Origin of the sequence: Microbacterium sp. SMR1, from assembly GCF_003289625.1 — a bacterium.
GTDB lineage: Bacteria > Actinomycetota > Actinomycetes > Actinomycetales > Microbacteriaceae > Microbacterium > Microbacterium plantarum.
This window is the reverse complement of record NZ_QMBN01000002.1, coordinates 93,583-109,328: the sequence shown is the minus strand read 5'-3', so window position 1 is coordinate 109,328 and position 15,746 is coordinate 93,583. Positions and strand designations below refer to the sequence as shown.

The window sequence follows — 15,746 nt, the reverse complement described above, 5'->3', positions numbered from 1 at the left end:
TCGGTTGTGCGTGAGGCGGGCCTGCGCTAGTTGCGTGCGTCGACGCGATGCCGGAGCCGTGAGGATCCATCCGTCCGTCGTATGGATGGCGTGAGCGGACATCGCCGGGAGGGTGCGTCGAGCGTAGACCTGAGCCATGACTCTCACCTCCATCCTCCCGACCCTGCGTCGCAGCATCCCGTCGCCCCACTCACGGGATGTGTGGCCAGCGCGCACCGTCGTCACGTGTGACGACATCGTCGTCGGCGGTGTCTCCGTGAACCGCTTCGTCGAGCTCTGCGGGCTGCCGGCGGTCATGACGGCGCCGGCGGTCATTCCGGTGTCGGGTGGGATGTCGTCACCGACAGCCACGACGACTGTGCTGCTTCTGCGCGTGATGGCGGCTGGAGGCGGCGACGGCGGGACAGGGCTCGTCGTCGACGCCGACCTCGCTGCGGCGGCGCACGCGGTGTGGAGCGAGGCCCGGCTGCTTGCCCGCGTCTCGAGCGCCCACGATCACCGGTTCGCCATCTGCGGGGCTGACGGCGAGCGGCTGCCCGGAGTCGCGGTCGTGCTGCCCGCCGATGCGGGCTGCGGTGATGTCATCGCCCTGCCCTGCCCTGGTGCCCTGTCGGTCGGCGACGTGCGCCCTCATCCGGTTCTCGACGAGCGTCTGAACGCCGGGGGCGCGGAGTGATGGTCTACGCGACCGTGTCGTGGGCGCGTCGATGCGCGCGCTACGACGCGATGATCGCGGCGGCTCAGGCCGCGGAGGAGGACGACGAGAGCAGTCCGCCGAGGAACCGGGCGATCTCGCCCGGCCCGGATGCGTGAGCCGAGGCCTCGACGTCGGGGTTGTAGTTCGTGTTCGTGTTGAGGTCGTAGGTGACGAGTCGCCCGTCGATCGTCTCGACGAACTCGATCCCGGCGATGCGGATGTCGACGGCGCGGAGGAAGTCGCGGTGCTGCACGACCAGGGGGTGGTCGGCGGTGATCTCGTCGCGCAGCGCGAAGGGCGGATAGGCCGGGGTGGCGCCCGTGCCCGCGGCGGGGTCGACGACGCACGCATCGGCGGGGCAGAGCTCGAAGCTGCCGGCGCTCGTGTCGACGCGCACGGCGTAGACGAACTCACCGCCGACGTACTCGGCGCGGGTGATGAACGGCTCACGGGCGAACAGGAACTCCTGGATGAGTGTGATGCCGTCGGGGGATGCCTCGAACTCGGGGCCGTCGACCCAGGCGTCGAACTCGTCGTGGGAGTCCCAGCGGCGGACGCCGAGACCCTTGCCGCCCTGGTTGTGCTTGCTGATGAACGGCACCGGGAACTCGCGTGCGCGCTCCTTCAGGTCACCGGTGCCGAAGACGGCGACGGTGTGCGGGACGTCGATGCCGCTCGTCCGCAGGACGGCATGCTGGGCGACCTTGCTGACCTCGAACTCGAGGACGTGGCTGCCGCCGATCACCGTACGGCCCCACGACTCGAGCCAGCGCAGCACTGCGCGGCCGTACTCCTTCGACTGCGCGTGATCGCGCGTGTGCGCCGATGCCGACAGCCGCGACCAGAAGACCCCCTGCGGCGGCTCGGCGGACAGATCGATGGATCCGTCGGTGAGCAGCCACTGCTCGGCGGGGACGTCCTCGGCGGCGAACGCGGCCGCGAAGGGCGCCCACCACTCGGGGTTCTCGTGGATCACGTACACCTTCGGCGACAACGACATCCCGCCAGGCTAAGCCGGAGAGGCGGGCCCGGGCGCACCCGGACCCGCCTCTGTGCGGTCGCTCAGCTCACCGCAGGGTGAACTCGACCGTCGTCGTGTTGCCGGCGACGTCGTGCACGACGAGCGTGTTCGTCCCCGACACGGCACCGAAGACCCCGGGCTTCACGAAGTTGACGTCAGACCACGCGTTGTTCGTCAGGTCCTTCGTCACGCCGTTCAGCACGGCCTTGTCGATCTTGCCCGCGTCGTGCAGCTTGAAGCTCACCAGCGAGTAGTCGTCGCCGTCGCGGGCTGTGAACGACGCCCCGTCCTTCACCGTGACGCTCGGCGCGGTGGCGTCGATCGTCACGTCGAACGTCTTCGTCTGCGCGACATTGCCGGCCAGATCGTGCGCGTTGTAACGGACCGTGTAGGTGCCGTCGGGCAGCGTCACCGCAGCCGCGTGCGTCGCGGCTGCGGCGCCGTCGACGGCGGTCTGCGTGCTCTTGACGAGCGTGCCGTCACGGTAGACGTTGGCCACGATGCGCGCGAGCCCGCGGTCGTCGGTTGCGTCGACCTTCAGATCGAGCGACCGATGCGGACCGGCCGTCGTCGGAGCGGTGAGTGTCACCACCGGCTTGACCGTGTCAGGCTCGGGCTCCGGCGTCGAGGCCACGACCACCTGCACGTCGTCGACGAAACCGGTGTTGTCGCCCTCGGTCGTCGTCGCGACGAACGAGATCGTGTGCTCGCCCTCCTCGACGGTGAACGGCTCGGACTCGAAGGCGGTGTACTTCCCATCCCGCGTCGGCACGAAGTGTCCGAGGTTCTGGTCGTCCACGAGAACGTCGAACTCCTGCTGACCGCCAAACCCCACGCGATTCGCCGCCGCGAAGGTGATCGCGAAGGTGCCGGCCGGGAACCGCACGGTCTGGTCGATGCGGCTCGCGAGCCCCGAGTCGCTCTTCAGGTACGCCGTGCGCTCGCCCTGCGGGGCGGGGAAAGCGGGCTGGAAGACGCTGTTGTTGTGCTGGATGCCGGCACGCGCGCTGAACGTCCATCCGTTGACCATCGGTCCGTTCGACGTCCCGCCGGTGGCGGGCCGCTCGAAGCCGGCGTTGTAGATGGTGACGATCGGCTGTTCCTCGGGAACGTCGGGGTTCACGAAGCACCGGTTGTCGCCGCCCGGGTTCGGGTCGCCGCCGAAGCTCGCGGCGGTGCAGTCGACGCCGCCGGTGAAGGTGCCGTAGCGGAACAGGCCATCCGAGCCGAACGCGACGCTCGCCTCGCCCTCGAAGATGCAGTCGCCGCGGTCCTGGTACTGGCAGAAGGCGTACCCGTCGGGGGCGTTCTGCACGTCACGCACCTTGTACAGCCGCGAGGTCACCCCGGAGTCCTCGAGCCCATCGCCGACCGCGATCGCCCGGAGGTAGGTGGTCTTGAGCGGCTCGAGCACGATCTGCCCCGTGTAGAGCGTCGAGTCCGCCGTCGGGACGCTGCCGTCCGTCGTGTACCGGATCTCGGCGTCGGGCGTCCCGGTCGTGATACTCACGGCCTCGACCGACTCGTAGAGCCCGGGCTCGAGGCTGAACACCGGGGCGTCCGCGACCCCCGGCTCGGACGCGGGAGTCACGAGCACCTGAGCGACGCCGTACACGCCGTCGGCCAGGGTCGCGCGGATCGCGACGGTGCGCTCGGTGTCGACATCCGGCGCCGTGAAGACGCCGTTCGCGTCGATCGAGCCGTTATCCTCCCCGACGACCGACCAGGTCAGGTCACCGGCTCCATCGATGATGCGGGCGTCGAGGTCGAGCTGCGACCCGCCGGCGATGGTCGACTCGACCGGGTCGACGGCCACCTGGGTCGCCGCCGGCGAGGTCGTGTAGATGGCGAAGGTGTTCTCGTCGCCGATCGCGTCGTCGGTGAACGCGTTGCTCGACGGCGTCAGCGTTCCCGATGACGCGGGCAGCAGCGCATTCTTCTCCCGCTCGACGATCGAGTCGGAGTACGCCAGGCGCGTGAACGGCTCGCTGACGTCACCGCCGGTGAACTCCACGCGAACGTCCTTCGGCGAGCCCGACTGGGTCTCGACGAGCACGGTGAGCTCGCCGTCGCGGTCCCGGAACGCAGTGGCGCGGACGTCGTCGTGCGAGGTCTCGGTTCCCAGCACCGTGCTGTGCTCGGGGATGTACCGCATGAGCAGGCCCGCCTCGTAGAAGGCCGCCGTCGGCTCGAGGCCGAGGACGAGCGAGTCCCACAGGTTGTAGGAGCCGTTCGTGTCACCCGCCGGGTCGTGAGTCATCACGCCGTTCAGCTGCCACACGAGGTTCGAGTGGACGCCATTGTTGGCGCTGCCGATGATGTAGTTGGCGTAGCCGGTCTCCCAGACGCTCGTGCCGGGGTTGGTCCACCCCATCTCGGAGAGGTTCAACGGCGCGTCGCCGATCGTCGACCGGCGCTGGTCGATCGCGTCGCCGAGGAACTCGTACGACTCGCCGTAGAGGTGGAACGAGTACTGGTCGAAGACATCGCCCGCGTTCTCAGCCATGTACTGGGTCCAGTCGGGGGCGTTGACCTCCTCCGGACCCCAGATCTGCACCTCGTCGCGCAGGCCGTCCGCGATCAGCTGGTCGTGGACCTTGCGTGCCATCTCGGCGTAGTACGCCTTCTGGTCGGCCGGTCCCTCGAAGTCCCAGCTCCCGTTGGGTTCGTTGTAGAAGGTCAGGAAGTCGATGTTGTCGTAGCCACGTGCATTGATCAGCTCGTCGAGGAGAGCCGAAGCCGAGCGGCCGTAGGCGTCGAGGTCGCCGGGGGCGCTCTCGTAGGGCTTGGTCACGCCGGGGTAGAGGAACCAGTCGTGGACGCGCTCGCCGACCTTCCAACCGAAGTTCAGCAGGACCTCGGTTCCCGCCTGCTCGAACGCGTCGAGGTAACGGTAGAAGGCCCGCATCTCGGGGCTGTCGAAGTCGTACTGTCCCTTCTCCAGCTCCATCCAGTCGATCTGGAACCAGACGCGAGCGACCTTCGGCTGCAACGTGAGGATGCGCTCGACGTCGACCTCCCAGTCGGCGTCGTCGTAGCCGAGGCGGGTGGTGCCCTCGAGCAGGCTCCACGGGATGACGTTCACGCCGATGCCGAGGTAGTCCTCCTGCACGGTCTGATCGAGCGCGACGGTGACCGTCCGCTGCTCTGCGGGCGTGGTGTCGTCGGCGGTGGCGGGTGAGACCGGTCCGAGCGCGGCAGCGGCCACGGACCCGGCTATCACTGTGGCGGTCGCTGCGACTGCAGCGCCGATTCGTCGTTTCACGGGGGGATCTCCTATCTGCGTCGATGGAGCGCAGTCGCGCACGGGTTCGGGACCGTCGATGGCGACACCAGGTAGTGCGACTACGAACATCTGTTGTGGAGCACGGTATATCAGCGCTTCGACAGCCCACAAGAGCGAGTACCCGGCTCAGATCTGTAGTGGGGCTACCCATTTCGGCTAATTTCAGATACTTTACTTTCGCCGGACCACCCGGCCCCGAGCCCGCACATCGACGTGTCGGAAAGGAACGACGATGATCCTCCGTACCCCCTGGTCCCGTGCCGCGATGCCACTCGCCGCGGGAGCCGTGGCGCTGCTGCTCGTCAGCGGCTGCGCTCCGCAGAGCGGCGACGACCGCGGAATCTCGATCTCGACGGGCGCGATCGGCGACATCACGAAGAACTTCAATCCGTTCTCGCCGAACGTGCTCCAGCCGACGCTCGGGGCGATCTACGAGCCGCTGTTCTTCTACAACAACCTCGCCGTCGGTGAGCCGAAGCCGATGCTCGGCACCGAGTACTCGTGGAACGACGAAGCGACGGAGCTGACGATCCAGGTCCGCAACGGGGTCACCTGGTCGGATGGCGAGGCCCTGACCGCGGATGACGTCGCCTTCACCTTCGACCTCATCGCCGACACCCCCGAGATCAACACCATCGGCTACACCGGCTCGGCCGAGGCGGTCGACGACGACACCGTCGTCGTCACCTTCGACGAGCCGTCGCTGCCGATCGGCCCCGAGCTCATCGGTCGCACCGCGATCGTGCCCGAACACCTCTGGTCCACGTACGACGACGTCGCCAACTTCGTCAACGAGGAGCCCGTCGGCACCGGACCGTTCACGCTCTCGACCTTCACGCCCCAGAGCTACGTCCTGCAGAAGAACACCTCGTACTGGCAGGAGGGCAAGCCCGCGCTCGAGACGCTGCGCTACGTCTCCTTCGCGAGCGGTGACGCGGCCACCACCGCGATGGTCAACGGCCAGCTCGACTGGAACACCGGACTGGTCCCCGACTTCTCCGACGAGGTCGAGTCGCACCCGACTCTCAATCAGATCAACACGCCCATCAACCAGACCGCGTGGATCTCGTGCGCCGACGCCTCGCTGGGCTGTTCCGGACCCCAGACAGACCCCGCCGTGCGGCTCGCCATCAGCCTCGGTCTCGACCGGCAGGAGATCATCGACATCGCCTTCGAGGGCCTCGGCGGCGCGGTCTCACCGGCCATGCTGCTGCCCGAGCGCGACGCGGAGTACATCGCGTCGGATCTCGGCGACACGACGTCACCGTCCGCCGACCCGGCGGCTGCCGCGGCCGTGCTCCAGGAGGCCGGGTGGGCTCCGGGCGCCGACGGCATCTACGAGAAGGACGGCGAGCGACTGAGCGTCACGGTGCAGGTTCCGCAGGAGTGGACCTCCTACGTCACCGCCGTCGAGGTCGCCTCGCAGCAGCTCGCCGACATCGGCATCGACCTGAAGCCCGAGGCGCTCCCCGGCGCGCAGTGGAACGAGAATCGGTTCTCGGGCAAGTTCTCGTTCACGATGGACGGCGTCTATCAGGGTCCGTCGGCCGACCCGTACTACATCTACGCGAACTACTACACGACCGCCGCCACGGCACCGGTCGGGGAGCAGGCTCCCACGAGCTACTCGCGGTACACCGACCCCGAGGTCGACGCACTCGTGGACCAAGCCCGCGTCGAGGTCGACCCGGAGCGACGCCGCGAGCTGTACTTCGAGATCCAGCGGATCATCGCGGCATCCATGCCCTACATCCCCGTGCTCGTCGTCCCGACGGTCACGTACTACAACACCGACGACGCCACGGGCTGGCCGACGGAGGACGACCTGTACGCGTTCCCCGCCGCCTGGTCGATCTGGAACCTGGGCGTCGTGGCGGCGAACCTGCAGCCGGTCGGGGAGTGAGCCGGCGGGGATGAAGTACTACGCAAAAAAGCTCGCGTTCTACGCCATCGCGCTGTGGGCCGCCGTGACCCTGAACTTCTTCATCCCGCGCCTGCTGCCGGGCAACCCGGTCGACATCATGCTCGCGAAGCTCGCGCAGAAGGGCCCGGTCAGCCCGGCGGCGCGGCAGAGCCTCGAGCTGCTGCTGGGCACTGGCACCGACGTCCCCGTGTGGGAGGCGTACCTCGGGTACCTCCGCAACGTGGTGACGTTCGACTTCGGGCCTTCGATCACGTACTACCCGACGCCGGTCGTCGACGTCATCTCGCAGGCGCTGCCCTGGACGATCGTGCTCGTGGGGGTGTCGACCGTGCTCTCGTTCGTGCTCGGCATCACCCTCGGCACGATCGCCGGGTGGCGTCGCGGCGGCTGGCTCGACAACCTCATCCCCATCACGACGATGCTCCAGGCGGTGCCGTACTTCTGGATGGCCATCATCCTGGTGTACCTGCTGGCGGTCATCTGGCCGATCTTCCCGGCCTTCGGCGGGTACGACATCTACAGCACGATGCCGGGTTGGTCGGCCGACTTCGTGGGCAGCGCCGTGTACTACGCGTTCCTGCCCGCGCTCACGATCGTCATCAGCTCGGTCGGCGGCTGGATGCTGGGCATGCGCAACATGATGGTCGCGACGCTGTCCGAGGACTACATCACCACCGCCGAGGCGAAGGGCCTCTCGCCGGTGCGCGTGCGGCAGCGGTATGCCGCGCGAAACGCCATCCTCCCGTCCGTCGCCGGCTTCGCCCTCTCGCTCGGCTTCGTCGTCTCGGGCTCGCTCGTCACCGAGCAGGTCTTCTCGTATCCGGGCATCGGATACGCCCTGCTGCAGTCGGTGAACAACAACGACTACGCGCTCATGCAGGGACTCTTCCTCGTGATCACGCTGGCCGTGCTCGCCGCCAACCTCATCGTCGACCTCTTCTACGGAGTCATCGACCCCCGTACCCGGATCCGGAGGTAACGGATGTCGTCGCAATCGGTCACCGCCACCCTCGCGCAGCTGTCGCCGCGCCGCCGTCGTCGCCCCGTCAGCACGAAGCTGGTGGTCGGACTGTCGATCACGTTCGCCATCGTGCTGTTCGGCCTCGTCGCCCCGTTCTTCGTCGGCGACCCGTTCCGCATCCGCCCGATCGGGATCACCCCGCCGAGCGCCGAGTTCTGGCTCGGCACGACGCAGAAGGGGCAGGACATCTTCGCGCAGCTCGCCGTGTCGACGACGAACTCGCTGCTCATCGGTGTAGTCGTCGGCGTGCTCAGCCTCGTGCTCTCGGCGTTCTTCGGCATCGTCGGCGCCTACCTGGGGCGCTGGTTCGACGAGGGTTTCTCGCTCATCACGAACATCGCCCTGGTCATCCCGGGGCTGCCGCTCATCATCGTCGTGTCGAGCTACGTCGAGAGCCGTGGTCTCGGGGTCGTCGCCCTGATCCTGGCGCTCACGAGCTGGGCCGGCGGCGCGCGCGTGCTGCGCGCGGTCACCCTGAGCCTGCGCAACCGCGACTACGTGGCGGCCGCGCGCGTCGCGGGCGAACGGACGTTCCGCATCATCACGGTCGAGATCCTGCCGAATCTGCTGCCCATCCTCGCGTCGTCTTTCATCTTCGGCGTCGTGTCGGCGATCCTCGCCGAGGCGGGGCTGTCGTACCTCGGCCTCGGCGTGACGGGCGACTACACGTGGGGGCGCATGCTCTACGACGCACAGATGAACTCGGCGCTGCGGGCCGGGGCGTGGTGGTGGTTCGTGCCGCCGGGCCTGCTGATCGCGACGCTCGGCGCGGCGTTGTCACTCGTCAACTTCGCCCTCGACGAGATAGTGAACCCCAAGCTGCGTCTGCCCGTCGCAGCGCGTCCCCGTCGGAAGGCTCTCTCATGAACGACATCGTGCTGAGCGTCGAGGACCTGCGCATCGACTACGCCTCGGACCCGGTCGTGCACGCCGTCGCGGGAGTGAGCTTCGACCTCCGGCGAGGCGAGATCCTCGGCATCGCGGGCGAATCGGGATGCGGCAAGACCACCCTCGCCTACGGCATCACACAGCTGCTGAAGCCGCCGGCCGAGGTCGTCGGCGGGGGTGTCCGCTTCCTGGGCGGTGACCAGCCGGTGCGCGTCGACGAGCTCGAGGGTGCCGCGCTGCGGGCGTTCCGCTGGGATCGCATCTCGATGGTCTTCCAGGGTGCGATGAACGCGCTCAACCCGGTGCTGCGCGTCCGTGCCCAGCTCGAGGACGTGCTGACCACCCACCGCCCGACGATGACGAAGCAGGAGCGCCGTGACCGCTGCGAGCACCTCATGCGTGTCGTAGGTGTGCCTGCCGAGCGGCTCGACGCCTATGCGCACGAGCTGTCGGGCGGGATGCGCCAGCGCGTCATGATCGCGATGGCGCTGCTGCTCGATCCGCCCGTGATGATCATGGACGAGCCGACGACCGCCCTCGACGTCGTCGTGCAGCGCGAGATCATCGCCGAGATCACCCGACTGCGCGACGAACTGGGCTTCGCCGTCATCTTCATCACGCACGACCTGCCGCTGCTGCTCGAGATCAGCGACCGCATCGCGATCATGCGGCGCGGCGAGATCGTCGAACTCGCTTCGACGCGAGACATCTATCACCGGCCGCGAGACCCGTACACGCGCGAGCTGCTCGCCGCGTTCCCCAGCCTCACGGGGGAGCGACTGGGGTATGCCGGCGCGGCGGCGGCGGCGACGGAGGAGGGCGCATGAGCGCGATCGAGGCCATCGGCCTGCGCAAGACCTACGGCACGGGGCGCGGCGCCGTCGAGGCGGTGAAAGGCGTCGACCTCTCGATCGACTACGGGCAGACGGTCGCGCTCGTGGGTGAGAGCGGCAGCGGCAAGTCGACGATCGCCAAGATGCTTCTGCTGCTCGAGCAGCCCAGCGGCGGTGAGATCTCGCTCGACGGCGAGAAGCCCCCGACCCGGGGGCGCGGGGCACGGCAGTACCGCACCGCGGTGCAGATGGTCTTCCAGGATCCGTTCGCCTCGCTGAACCCGTTCCACTCGATCTACCACCACATCGCCCGTCCCCTCGTGATGTCGGGGCGTGCGCGGGGGCGGATGCAGGTGCAGCGGGCCGCCGCCGAGCTGCTCGAACGCGTGCAGCTCGACCCCGACGAGTACCTGCACCGCCGTCCGCACGAGCTGTCGGGTGGCCAGCGTCAGCGGGTCGCGATCGCTCGCGCCCTTGCGCCGGCGCCGCGCGTGCTGATCGCCGACGAGCCGGTGTCGATGCTCGACGTGTCGATCCGGCTCGGCGTGCTGCGGCTGCTCGCCGACATCCAGCGGCAGGACGACCTCGCGGTGCTGTACATCACCCACGACCTCGCGACCGCGCGGCACTTCTCCGACGAGATCCTCGTCATGTACCACGGCGAGATCGTCGAGCGCGGGCCGGCGGACGACGTCATCCTGCATCCGCAGCACCCCTATACGCAGCGGCTCGCGGATGCGGCGCCCGACCCGCACCGCCGCTTCGCGGAGACCTCGTGAGCGGCGATGCGCGCCGTGCGCAGCGGGCGCACACGTGGGTGACTCCGAAGATCTTCGCCGACCTCGCCGACCCGCGGCCCGGGGTCGCGTCGTTCTTCGACCACTACGCCGACTGGTTCGCCCGCGTCGATGAGGTGGTCGTGACCTTCTGCGCCGGCAACGGCGATCACGTGCTCGCGTACCCGGGTGCGGAACACGAGGCGACGCGCTTCGACTGGGGGCGCTACAACTCCTACGTCGGCACCGCCGTCTCGACGCGGGACCACAACGGCCACTGGCTGCGCGTCGCGCGGGAGGACCGGGTCATCGCGGGCAACCCGTACCACGCGGGGCCGGCGTTCGTACTCAGCGAGCAGCCGATGGACTACGCCACTCTCGCGGCGATCTACCGGGCATTTCGCGACGAGGCGCGGCGGCGCGGCATCCCCCTCCTGCTGCTCGAGTACCTCGAGCCGGGGTCGGAGTTCTGCGCGTGCGTGTGGAAGACGGAGCGGCATCCCGAGGCGGCATCCGGCTGGGTGGATGCCGGCGGCAACATCGCCCCAGGTCTCCTCGACGTCGCCGGGGTGCTCGATGCCGACACCGAGACGTACGCGGCGTATCCGGACGGCATCCCGGCTGGTGAGCCGGTGGAGCGGTTCGCCGCACGTCAGATCGCGGCGTTCGTCGCCGATTTCGGGCTCGACGGCATCACGCTCGGCAATCAGTTCGGCCTCATCGGCATCTGGCATCCCGAGCACGCTGTGGAATCGACTCCCGCACGGCGCGCGTCGGTGACGCGGTTCTTCACGCGGCTCCGCGAACTGCTCGACGCGGGCGCGCGCGGGACAGCCGCGGGAGCACGCATCTACTGGCAGGACTCGTTCTGGCCCGTCGAGGTGGAGCAGGACGTGTGGGGCATGACCGATGATGCCTACGCGGCGCTGAGCGGCATCGTCGTCTCGAACTTCGCGGTGCTCGCGCGCGAGGAGAACATCGCCGAATCGGCCCGCAGCAAGATCGCGCTGCGCGCACGCCTCGGGGGTGAGCTCGAGATCATCTACTCGCTCGACTTCGTCGACCCCTGGTACTGGTATCGGGTCTACCTCGACTCGCCGCACTTCTGGCACCGCCAGCGCGCGGTGTACAGCGAGCTGAGTGCGATGCTGGACGGCGTCATGTTCTTCGCCAACGACACCTTCGGGCACTTCGTGATGCCCGACCCGCTCGGTACGACCCTCGCACTGCTGCCGCGACGGGCCCCCGGCAGGCACGCCGATGCGTCCCGCCCCTGAGCCCGACGGCGTACCCGTGCGGCGCCCGACGCGAGCCGTCGTGCTCGAGCTGATCCGGGTGGCCGGCCCGATCAGCCGCACCGAGCTCGCCGAGGCGACCGCGCTGACACCCGCGACCATGACCACCGTGGTGCGCGACCTCATCGCCGACGGCCTCGTCGTCGAGACGGGGGTGGGTGAGCCGACCGGCGGCAAACGGCGGACGCTGCTCGAGGCCCGACCCGACTCGCGCTACGCGATCGGCATCGTTCTCGGGTTCGCGGCGACCTCGTACGTGGTGGTGAACGTCTGGGGTGAGCTCGTCGCCGAGCGCTCGGCGGCGGGGGCCGACCGGCTGGAGCCCGCCGAGGTCGTCCGCCGCATCGCCGAGGAGGTCGAGTCGATCATCGGCGAGGCCGGGATCGAGCGCGAGATCGTGGCCGGCGTGGGGATGGTCGTGCCGGGGCCCATCGACGTCAGGAGCGGAGCGGCTGTGCAGCTGCCGTCGTCGCTGCCCTGGTCGGACTTCAGCGTGCGCGACGCGCTCGCCGAGGCTCTCGCCCTGCCGGTCGTCATGGAGAACGATGCGACCGCCGCTGCCGCGGGGGAGTACTGGTCGCGCGCGACGAACGGGCAGGGGACGTTCGCCACGATCCACATGGGCATCGGCATCGGGGCCGGCATCATGATCGCGGGCGAGCTGCTCCGCGGCATCAGCGGCAATGCGGGAGAGATCGGCCATGTGTCGATCGACCTCGACGGGCCGCGCTGCCACTGCGGCAACCACGGCTGCCTGGAGCTGTTCGCCGCGCCGCCCGCGGCGGAGGAACGCTACTTCGCCGTGTCGGGCGAGCGCCGTGATTGGATCGACATCGCCGCGCGCGCGGGTGCGGGCGACGACCCCCACGCCGTCGACACGGTTGCCCGGTCGGCGGATGCGCTCGCCGTCGCGGTGACGAGCCTCGTGAACCTCCTGGACCTCGACCTCGTCGTGCTCACGGGGGCCGGGTTCGCGGGCGCCGGGCCGGTGTTCGCCGAACGAATCGGCTCGGTGCTGGCCGACACCTTCTTCGCGCGCCGGTCTCACCCCGTGCGCGTCGTGGCCTCGGCCGACCCGAGCCGCTCGGCCGCGCTCGGCGGTGCCGCGATCGTGCTTCGCGAGGCGCTGGCGGGTCCGCGGGCTCAGGTCTGAGCGGCGCGCGAGAGGCGCTCGACGGCATCCCAATCGCCGGCGCGGAGCGCGTCGACCGGCACCATCCACGAGCCGCTGACGGCGAACACGGCGGGGTCGGCGAGGTACTCCGCGGCATTGGCGGCCGAGACCCCGCCCGACGGCAGGAACCGAACGTCGGGGAACGGGCCCGCGAACGCGCGGACCGCCGCGAGGCCGCCGACGAGTCCCGCGGGGAAGAGCTTCAGATAGCGGAGGCCGCGGCGCAGCGCCGCCTGGATGTCGCTCGCCGTTGCGACGCCGGGAACGATCGGAAGGCCGCGCTCGGCGCAGCGGTCGACGACGTCCGCGTCGAAGCCCGGCGAGACGGCGAACGCGGCTCCCGCCTCGACGACCGCGTCGACCTGGTCGGGGTCGACGACGGTGCCCGCGCCGACGAGGATGTCGTCGCGATCGCGCAGCGCGCGGATGGCCTCGATGCCCGCGGGAGTGCGCAGCGTGATCTCAGCGCACCGGATGCCGCCGGCCACGAGCGCGTCGGCGAGAGGGTGCGCGTCGGCCGCATCGTGCAACACCACGACCGGCACGATCGGTTCGCCGCGCAGCGGTCCGGCGCCGGGGATGCCGCGACGCTTCATCAGGCGTCTTGCGACGTCGGGGCGACCACGATCTCGCGGAAGCTGATGTGCTGGGGCAGCTGGTAGGCGGTCAGGATCGCCTGCGCGATGTCGTCCGGACGCAGGCCGCCGCCGATGCTGCTCTTGTAGTCGAGGTAGCCGTCGAGCACGGCGCCCTCGCCGGTGTTGCCGAGCAGACCGGTGTCGACCATGCCCGGGGCGACGAGCAGCACCCGCACGCCGTGGGCGGCGTTCTCGCGGCGCAGCCCCTCGGTCATCGCGTGGACGGCGTACTTCGTGCCGTTGTACACGGTGTGGTCGGTGTACAGCTGCTTGCCCGCGATCGAGCCGATGTTGACGATGGTGCCGCGGCGACGCGTCTGCATCCCGGGCAGGACGAGCTGGCTGTTCTTCATGAGGGCGACGCAGTTGACGTCGAACTGCTCCTGGACGAGCGCGGGATCCTGCTCGGCGACCGCCGACAGGGCCATGAGCCCCGCGTTGTTCACGAGCAGGTCGGCGGCGCCGAATCGCTCCTCGGCGCGCGCGAGCGCCTCGGCCACCGCGGCGGTGTCGGTGACGTCGACGGCCGCGAGCTCGGCGTTCTCGAGGCCCAGCTCGACCATGGGCTCGAGGCGGCGGGCGATGAGCAGCAGGGGGTGGCCTGCGGCGGCGAATGCCCGCGCGGTGGCGGCGCCGATACCGGAGCTCGCGCCGGTGATGACGACGAGGGGGAGGTCGGTCATGAGGGGTTCTCCTGTGTCGGGGTGAGGGAGCCGAGCGCCGAGACGGCTGCGTCGAATCGATCTCGCGCGCCGGCGTACGACTCGGGTGAGGTCGGTGCGATCTCGTCGAGACCGGCGTGCGCGGCATCCGCTCGGGCGTAGTCGTCCCAGAGGCCGAGACCGACGAGCGCGATCGTGGCGGCACCGAGCGTCGCCGCCTGCTGATCCACGGTCGAGCGCTGCAGGGGCGAGCGCAGGATGTCGGCATAGATGCCGTTCCACAGGGGTGAACGGCTGCCGCCGCCGGTGATGAGCAGCGGCTCGCGCGAGCCGCTGAGCTCGCGCATCAGGGCGAGGCTGCGGTCGAGCGAGAAGGCGATGCCCTCCAGACAGGCGCGCACGAGGTCCGCCGGGCCGGCGCCGAGGTGCAGGCCCGTGAAACCGCCCCGCGCGCCGCTGCCGCCCTCGAGCGGGGTGCCGCCGGCGAGGGTCGGGACGAAACTCACACCGCGGGCTCCGGCTGCGCTGTCCGCTGCGAGGCCGATGAAGTCCGCGGTGCCGGCGCCCGGCGCGAGCGTCGCGCGCAGCCACTCGAGGCTCGTGCCGCTGCTGAAGGTCGACAGGGCGCTGACGAACATCCCGGGGATCGCGTGGGCGAAGACGTACGGGCGCGCGTGCTCGTCGATGACGGGCTGCGCCGAGGTCACGGTGATCCAGCTCGACGAGCCCAGCGCCGCGTAGATGCGCCCCTCGGCGGTGCCGCGCGAGCCGAGTGCCATCGCCGCGTTGTCGACTGCGCCCGCGAAGACGGGGATGCCGCTCGGCAGGCCGAGCGCTTCGGCGGCTCCTCGGGTGAGCGAGCCCACCCGCGCCGATGACGGCACGATGCGCGGGAACACGTCTCGCGGCAGCTCTGCGGCGGCGAGCAGCTCGTCGTCGTAGTCGCCCGTCGCGAGGTCGTAGGCGCCGCTTCCCGAGGCCATCGAGTGGTCGGTCGCCAGCTCGCCGGTCAGACGCAGGTTGATCCAGTCCTTCGATCCGACGAGGTGCCGCGTGCGCGCCCAGGCGACGGCGTCTTCGGCGCGGAACGCGGCTGCCTTCGTCAACGGATAGAGGGCGGCGCCGAATCCGTTGCCGGTACGCCGGTACCACTCTGCCTCGGGGATGTCGCCGAAGACGGCATCCGGGCGTCCGCGGGTGTCCGACCAGATCGGGGTCGTGGGGGCGACGAGCTCGCCGCGCTCGTCGACCTGCACCGCGCCGAGGCTCTGGCCGGACAGGGCGACGCCGGCGATGCGCGCACGTGCTCCGGGGGAGCGCTCGAGCAGGTGCCGGGTCGACGCGGCCACCGCATCCCACCAGTCGTCCGGTCTCTGCTCGTTGCGTCCGGGCGCGGGATGGCTCGTGGGGTACGGCACGACCGTCTCGGCGAGCATCGTCGCCGCCGGCGTCCACAGCGAGGCCTTGCAGCCGCCGGTGCCGAGGTCGTAGGCCAGGACGAGGTCGGGCGCCGTGCCGAGGTCTGTCATCG

General features: G+C 69.8%; 13 protein-coding genes. 8 read left to right on the top strand and 5 right to left on the bottom strand.

Annotated elements, in window-relative coordinates:
- Positions 1 to 136 precede the first annotated feature (136 nt).
- Positions 137 to 676, top strand: a complete 540-nt coding sequence (locus tag DO944_RS05150) for a hypothetical protein (RefSeq protein WP_112615371.1) — start codon at positions 137 to 139, stop codon at positions 674 to 676.
- A gap of 64 nt (positions 677 to 740) precedes the next feature.
- Here DO944_RS05150 and DO944_RS05145 read toward each other — a convergent pair whose 3' ends face one another.
- Both DO944_RS05145 and DO944_RS05140 read right to left on the bottom strand, forming a co-directional pair.
- Positions 741 to 1,697 carry a RimK family alpha-L-glutamate ligase gene (locus DO944_RS05145; RefSeq protein ID WP_112615369.1) on the bottom strand — a complete coding sequence of 319 codons (957 nt, stop codon included), beginning with the start codon at positions 1,695 to 1,697 and terminating at the stop codon, positions 741 to 743.
- 67 nt (positions 1,698 to 1,764) lie between these two features.
- Positions 1,765 to 4,926, bottom strand: coding sequence for a chitobiase/beta-hexosaminidase C-terminal domain-containing protein (locus DO944_RS05140; RefSeq protein WP_181574150.1), 3,162 nt, complete (start codon positions 4,924 to 4,926; stop codon positions 1,765 to 1,767).
- Positions 4,927 to 5,236: 310 nt separating this feature from the next.
- Here DO944_RS05140 and DO944_RS05135 point away from each other — a divergent pair, with 310 nt between their 5' ends.
- The 7 genes from DO944_RS05135 to DO944_RS05105 are packed head-to-tail and all read left to right on the top strand — an operon-like array spanning position 5,237 to position 12,894.
- Positions 5,237 to 6,907 carry an ABC transporter substrate-binding protein gene (locus DO944_RS05135; protein ID WP_112615365.1) on the top strand — a complete coding sequence of 557 codons (1,671 nt, stop codon included), beginning with the start codon at positions 5,237 to 5,239 and terminating at the stop codon, positions 6,905 to 6,907.
- A gap of 10 nt (positions 6,908 to 6,917) precedes the next feature.
- Positions 6,918 to 7,907 carry an ABC transporter permease gene (locus DO944_RS05130; protein ID WP_112615363.1) on the top strand — a complete coding sequence of 330 codons (990 nt, stop codon included), beginning with the start codon at positions 6,918 to 6,920 and terminating at the stop codon, positions 7,905 to 7,907.
- 3 nt (positions 7,908 to 7,910) lie between these two features.
- On the top strand, positions 7,911 to 8,816 hold the full coding sequence (locus DO944_RS05125; RefSeq protein WP_112615361.1) for an ABC transporter permease: 906 nt from the start codon (positions 7,911 to 7,913) through the stop codon (positions 8,814 to 8,816).
- A complete protein-coding gene (locus DO944_RS05120) occupies positions 8,813 to 9,664 on the top strand; it encodes an ABC transporter ATP-binding protein (protein ID WP_112615359.1) in 852 nt (283 codons plus the stop codon). The genes DO944_RS05125 and DO944_RS05120 overlap by 4 nt, the downstream gene beginning before the upstream one ends.
- Positions 9,661 to 10,449 carry an ABC transporter ATP-binding protein gene (locus tag DO944_RS05115; protein ID WP_112615357.1) on the top strand — a complete coding sequence of 263 codons (789 nt, stop codon included), beginning with the start codon at positions 9,661 to 9,663 and terminating at the stop codon, positions 10,447 to 10,449. Before DO944_RS05120 ends, DO944_RS05115 begins: the two co-directional genes overlap by 4 nt.
- Positions 10,446 to 11,723 carry a hypothetical protein gene (locus DO944_RS05110; protein ID WP_112615355.1) on the top strand — a complete coding sequence of 426 codons (1,278 nt, stop codon included), beginning with the start codon at positions 10,446 to 10,448 and terminating at the stop codon, positions 11,721 to 11,723. Before DO944_RS05115 ends, DO944_RS05110 begins: the two co-directional genes overlap by 4 nt.
- Complete coding sequence (locus tag DO944_RS05105) at positions 11,707 to 12,894, top strand: ROK family transcriptional regulator (protein ID WP_112615353.1); 1,188 nt, start codon at positions 11,707 to 11,709, stop codon at positions 12,892 to 12,894. The genes DO944_RS05110 and DO944_RS05105 overlap by 17 nt, the downstream gene beginning before the upstream one ends.
- On the opposite strand, the gene eda is transcribed toward DO944_RS05105, so the two are convergent.
- Genes eda through DO944_RS05090 form a run of 3 tightly spaced genes read right to left on the bottom strand, consistent with a single transcriptional unit; the run spans position 12,885 to position 15,744 of the window.
- Positions 12,885 to 13,511, bottom strand: a complete 627-nt coding sequence (gene eda / locus DO944_RS05100) for a bifunctional 4-hydroxy-2-oxoglutarate aldolase/2-dehydro-3-deoxy-phosphogluconate aldolase (RefSeq protein ID WP_112615351.1) — start codon at positions 13,509 to 13,511, stop codon at positions 12,885 to 12,887. The two genes, DO944_RS05105 and eda, sit on opposite strands and share 10 nt — an antisense overlap.
- Positions 13,511 to 14,236, bottom strand: a complete 726-nt coding sequence (locus DO944_RS05095) for an SDR family oxidoreductase (protein ID WP_112615349.1) — start codon at positions 14,234 to 14,236, stop codon at positions 13,511 to 13,513. The genes eda and DO944_RS05095 overlap by 1 nt, the downstream gene beginning before the upstream one ends.
- Positions 14,233 to 15,744 (bottom strand): FGGY-family carbohydrate kinase, encoded by a 1,512-nt coding sequence (locus tag DO944_RS05090; protein ID WP_112615347.1) that lies wholly within the window; start codon positions 15,742 to 15,744, stop codon positions 14,233 to 14,235. Before DO944_RS05090 ends, DO944_RS05095 begins: the two co-directional genes overlap by 4 nt.
- Positions 15,745 to 15,746: the final 2 nt, after the last annotated feature.

Coding starts and splice junctions, on each gene's coding strand:
- DO944_RS05145 (WP_112615369.1), bottom strand. CDS start 1,697: ATGTCGTTGTCGCCGAAGGTGTACGTGATCCACGAGAACCCCGAGTGG.
- DO944_RS05150 (WP_112615371.1), top strand. CDS start 137: ATGACTCTCACCTCCATCCTCCCGACCCTGCGTCGCAGCATCCCGTCG.
- DO944_RS05135 (WP_112615365.1), top strand. CDS start 5,237: ATGATCCTCCGTACCCCCTGGTCCCGTGCCGCGATGCCACTCGCCGCG.
- DO944_RS05125 (WP_112615361.1), top strand. CDS start 7,911: ATGTCGTCGCAATCGGTCACCGCCACCCTCGCGCAGCTGTCGCCGCGC.
- DO944_RS05115 (WP_112615357.1), top strand. CDS start 9,661: ATGAGCGCGATCGAGGCCATCGGCCTGCGCAAGACCTACGGCACGGGG.
- DO944_RS05095 (WP_112615349.1), bottom strand. CDS start 14,236: ATGACCGACCTCCCCCTCGTCGTCATCACCGGCGCGAGCTCCGGTATC.
- DO944_RS05130 (WP_112615363.1), top strand. CDS start 6,918: ATGAAGTACTACGCAAAAAAGCTCGCGTTCTACGCCATCGCGCTGTGG.
- DO944_RS05120 (WP_112615359.1), top strand. CDS start 8,813: ATGAACGACATCGTGCTGAGCGTCGAGGACCTGCGCATCGACTACGCC.
- eda (WP_112615351.1), bottom strand. CDS start 13,511: ATGAAGCGTCGCGGCATCCCCGGCGCCGGACCGCTGCGCGGCGAACCG.
- DO944_RS05090 (WP_112615347.1), bottom strand. CDS start 15,744: ATGACAGACCTCGGCACGGCGCCCGACCTCGTCCTGGCCTACGACCTC.
- DO944_RS05105 (WP_112615353.1), top strand. CDS start 11,707: ATGCGTCCCGCCCCTGAGCCCGACGGCGTACCCGTGCGGCGCCCGACG.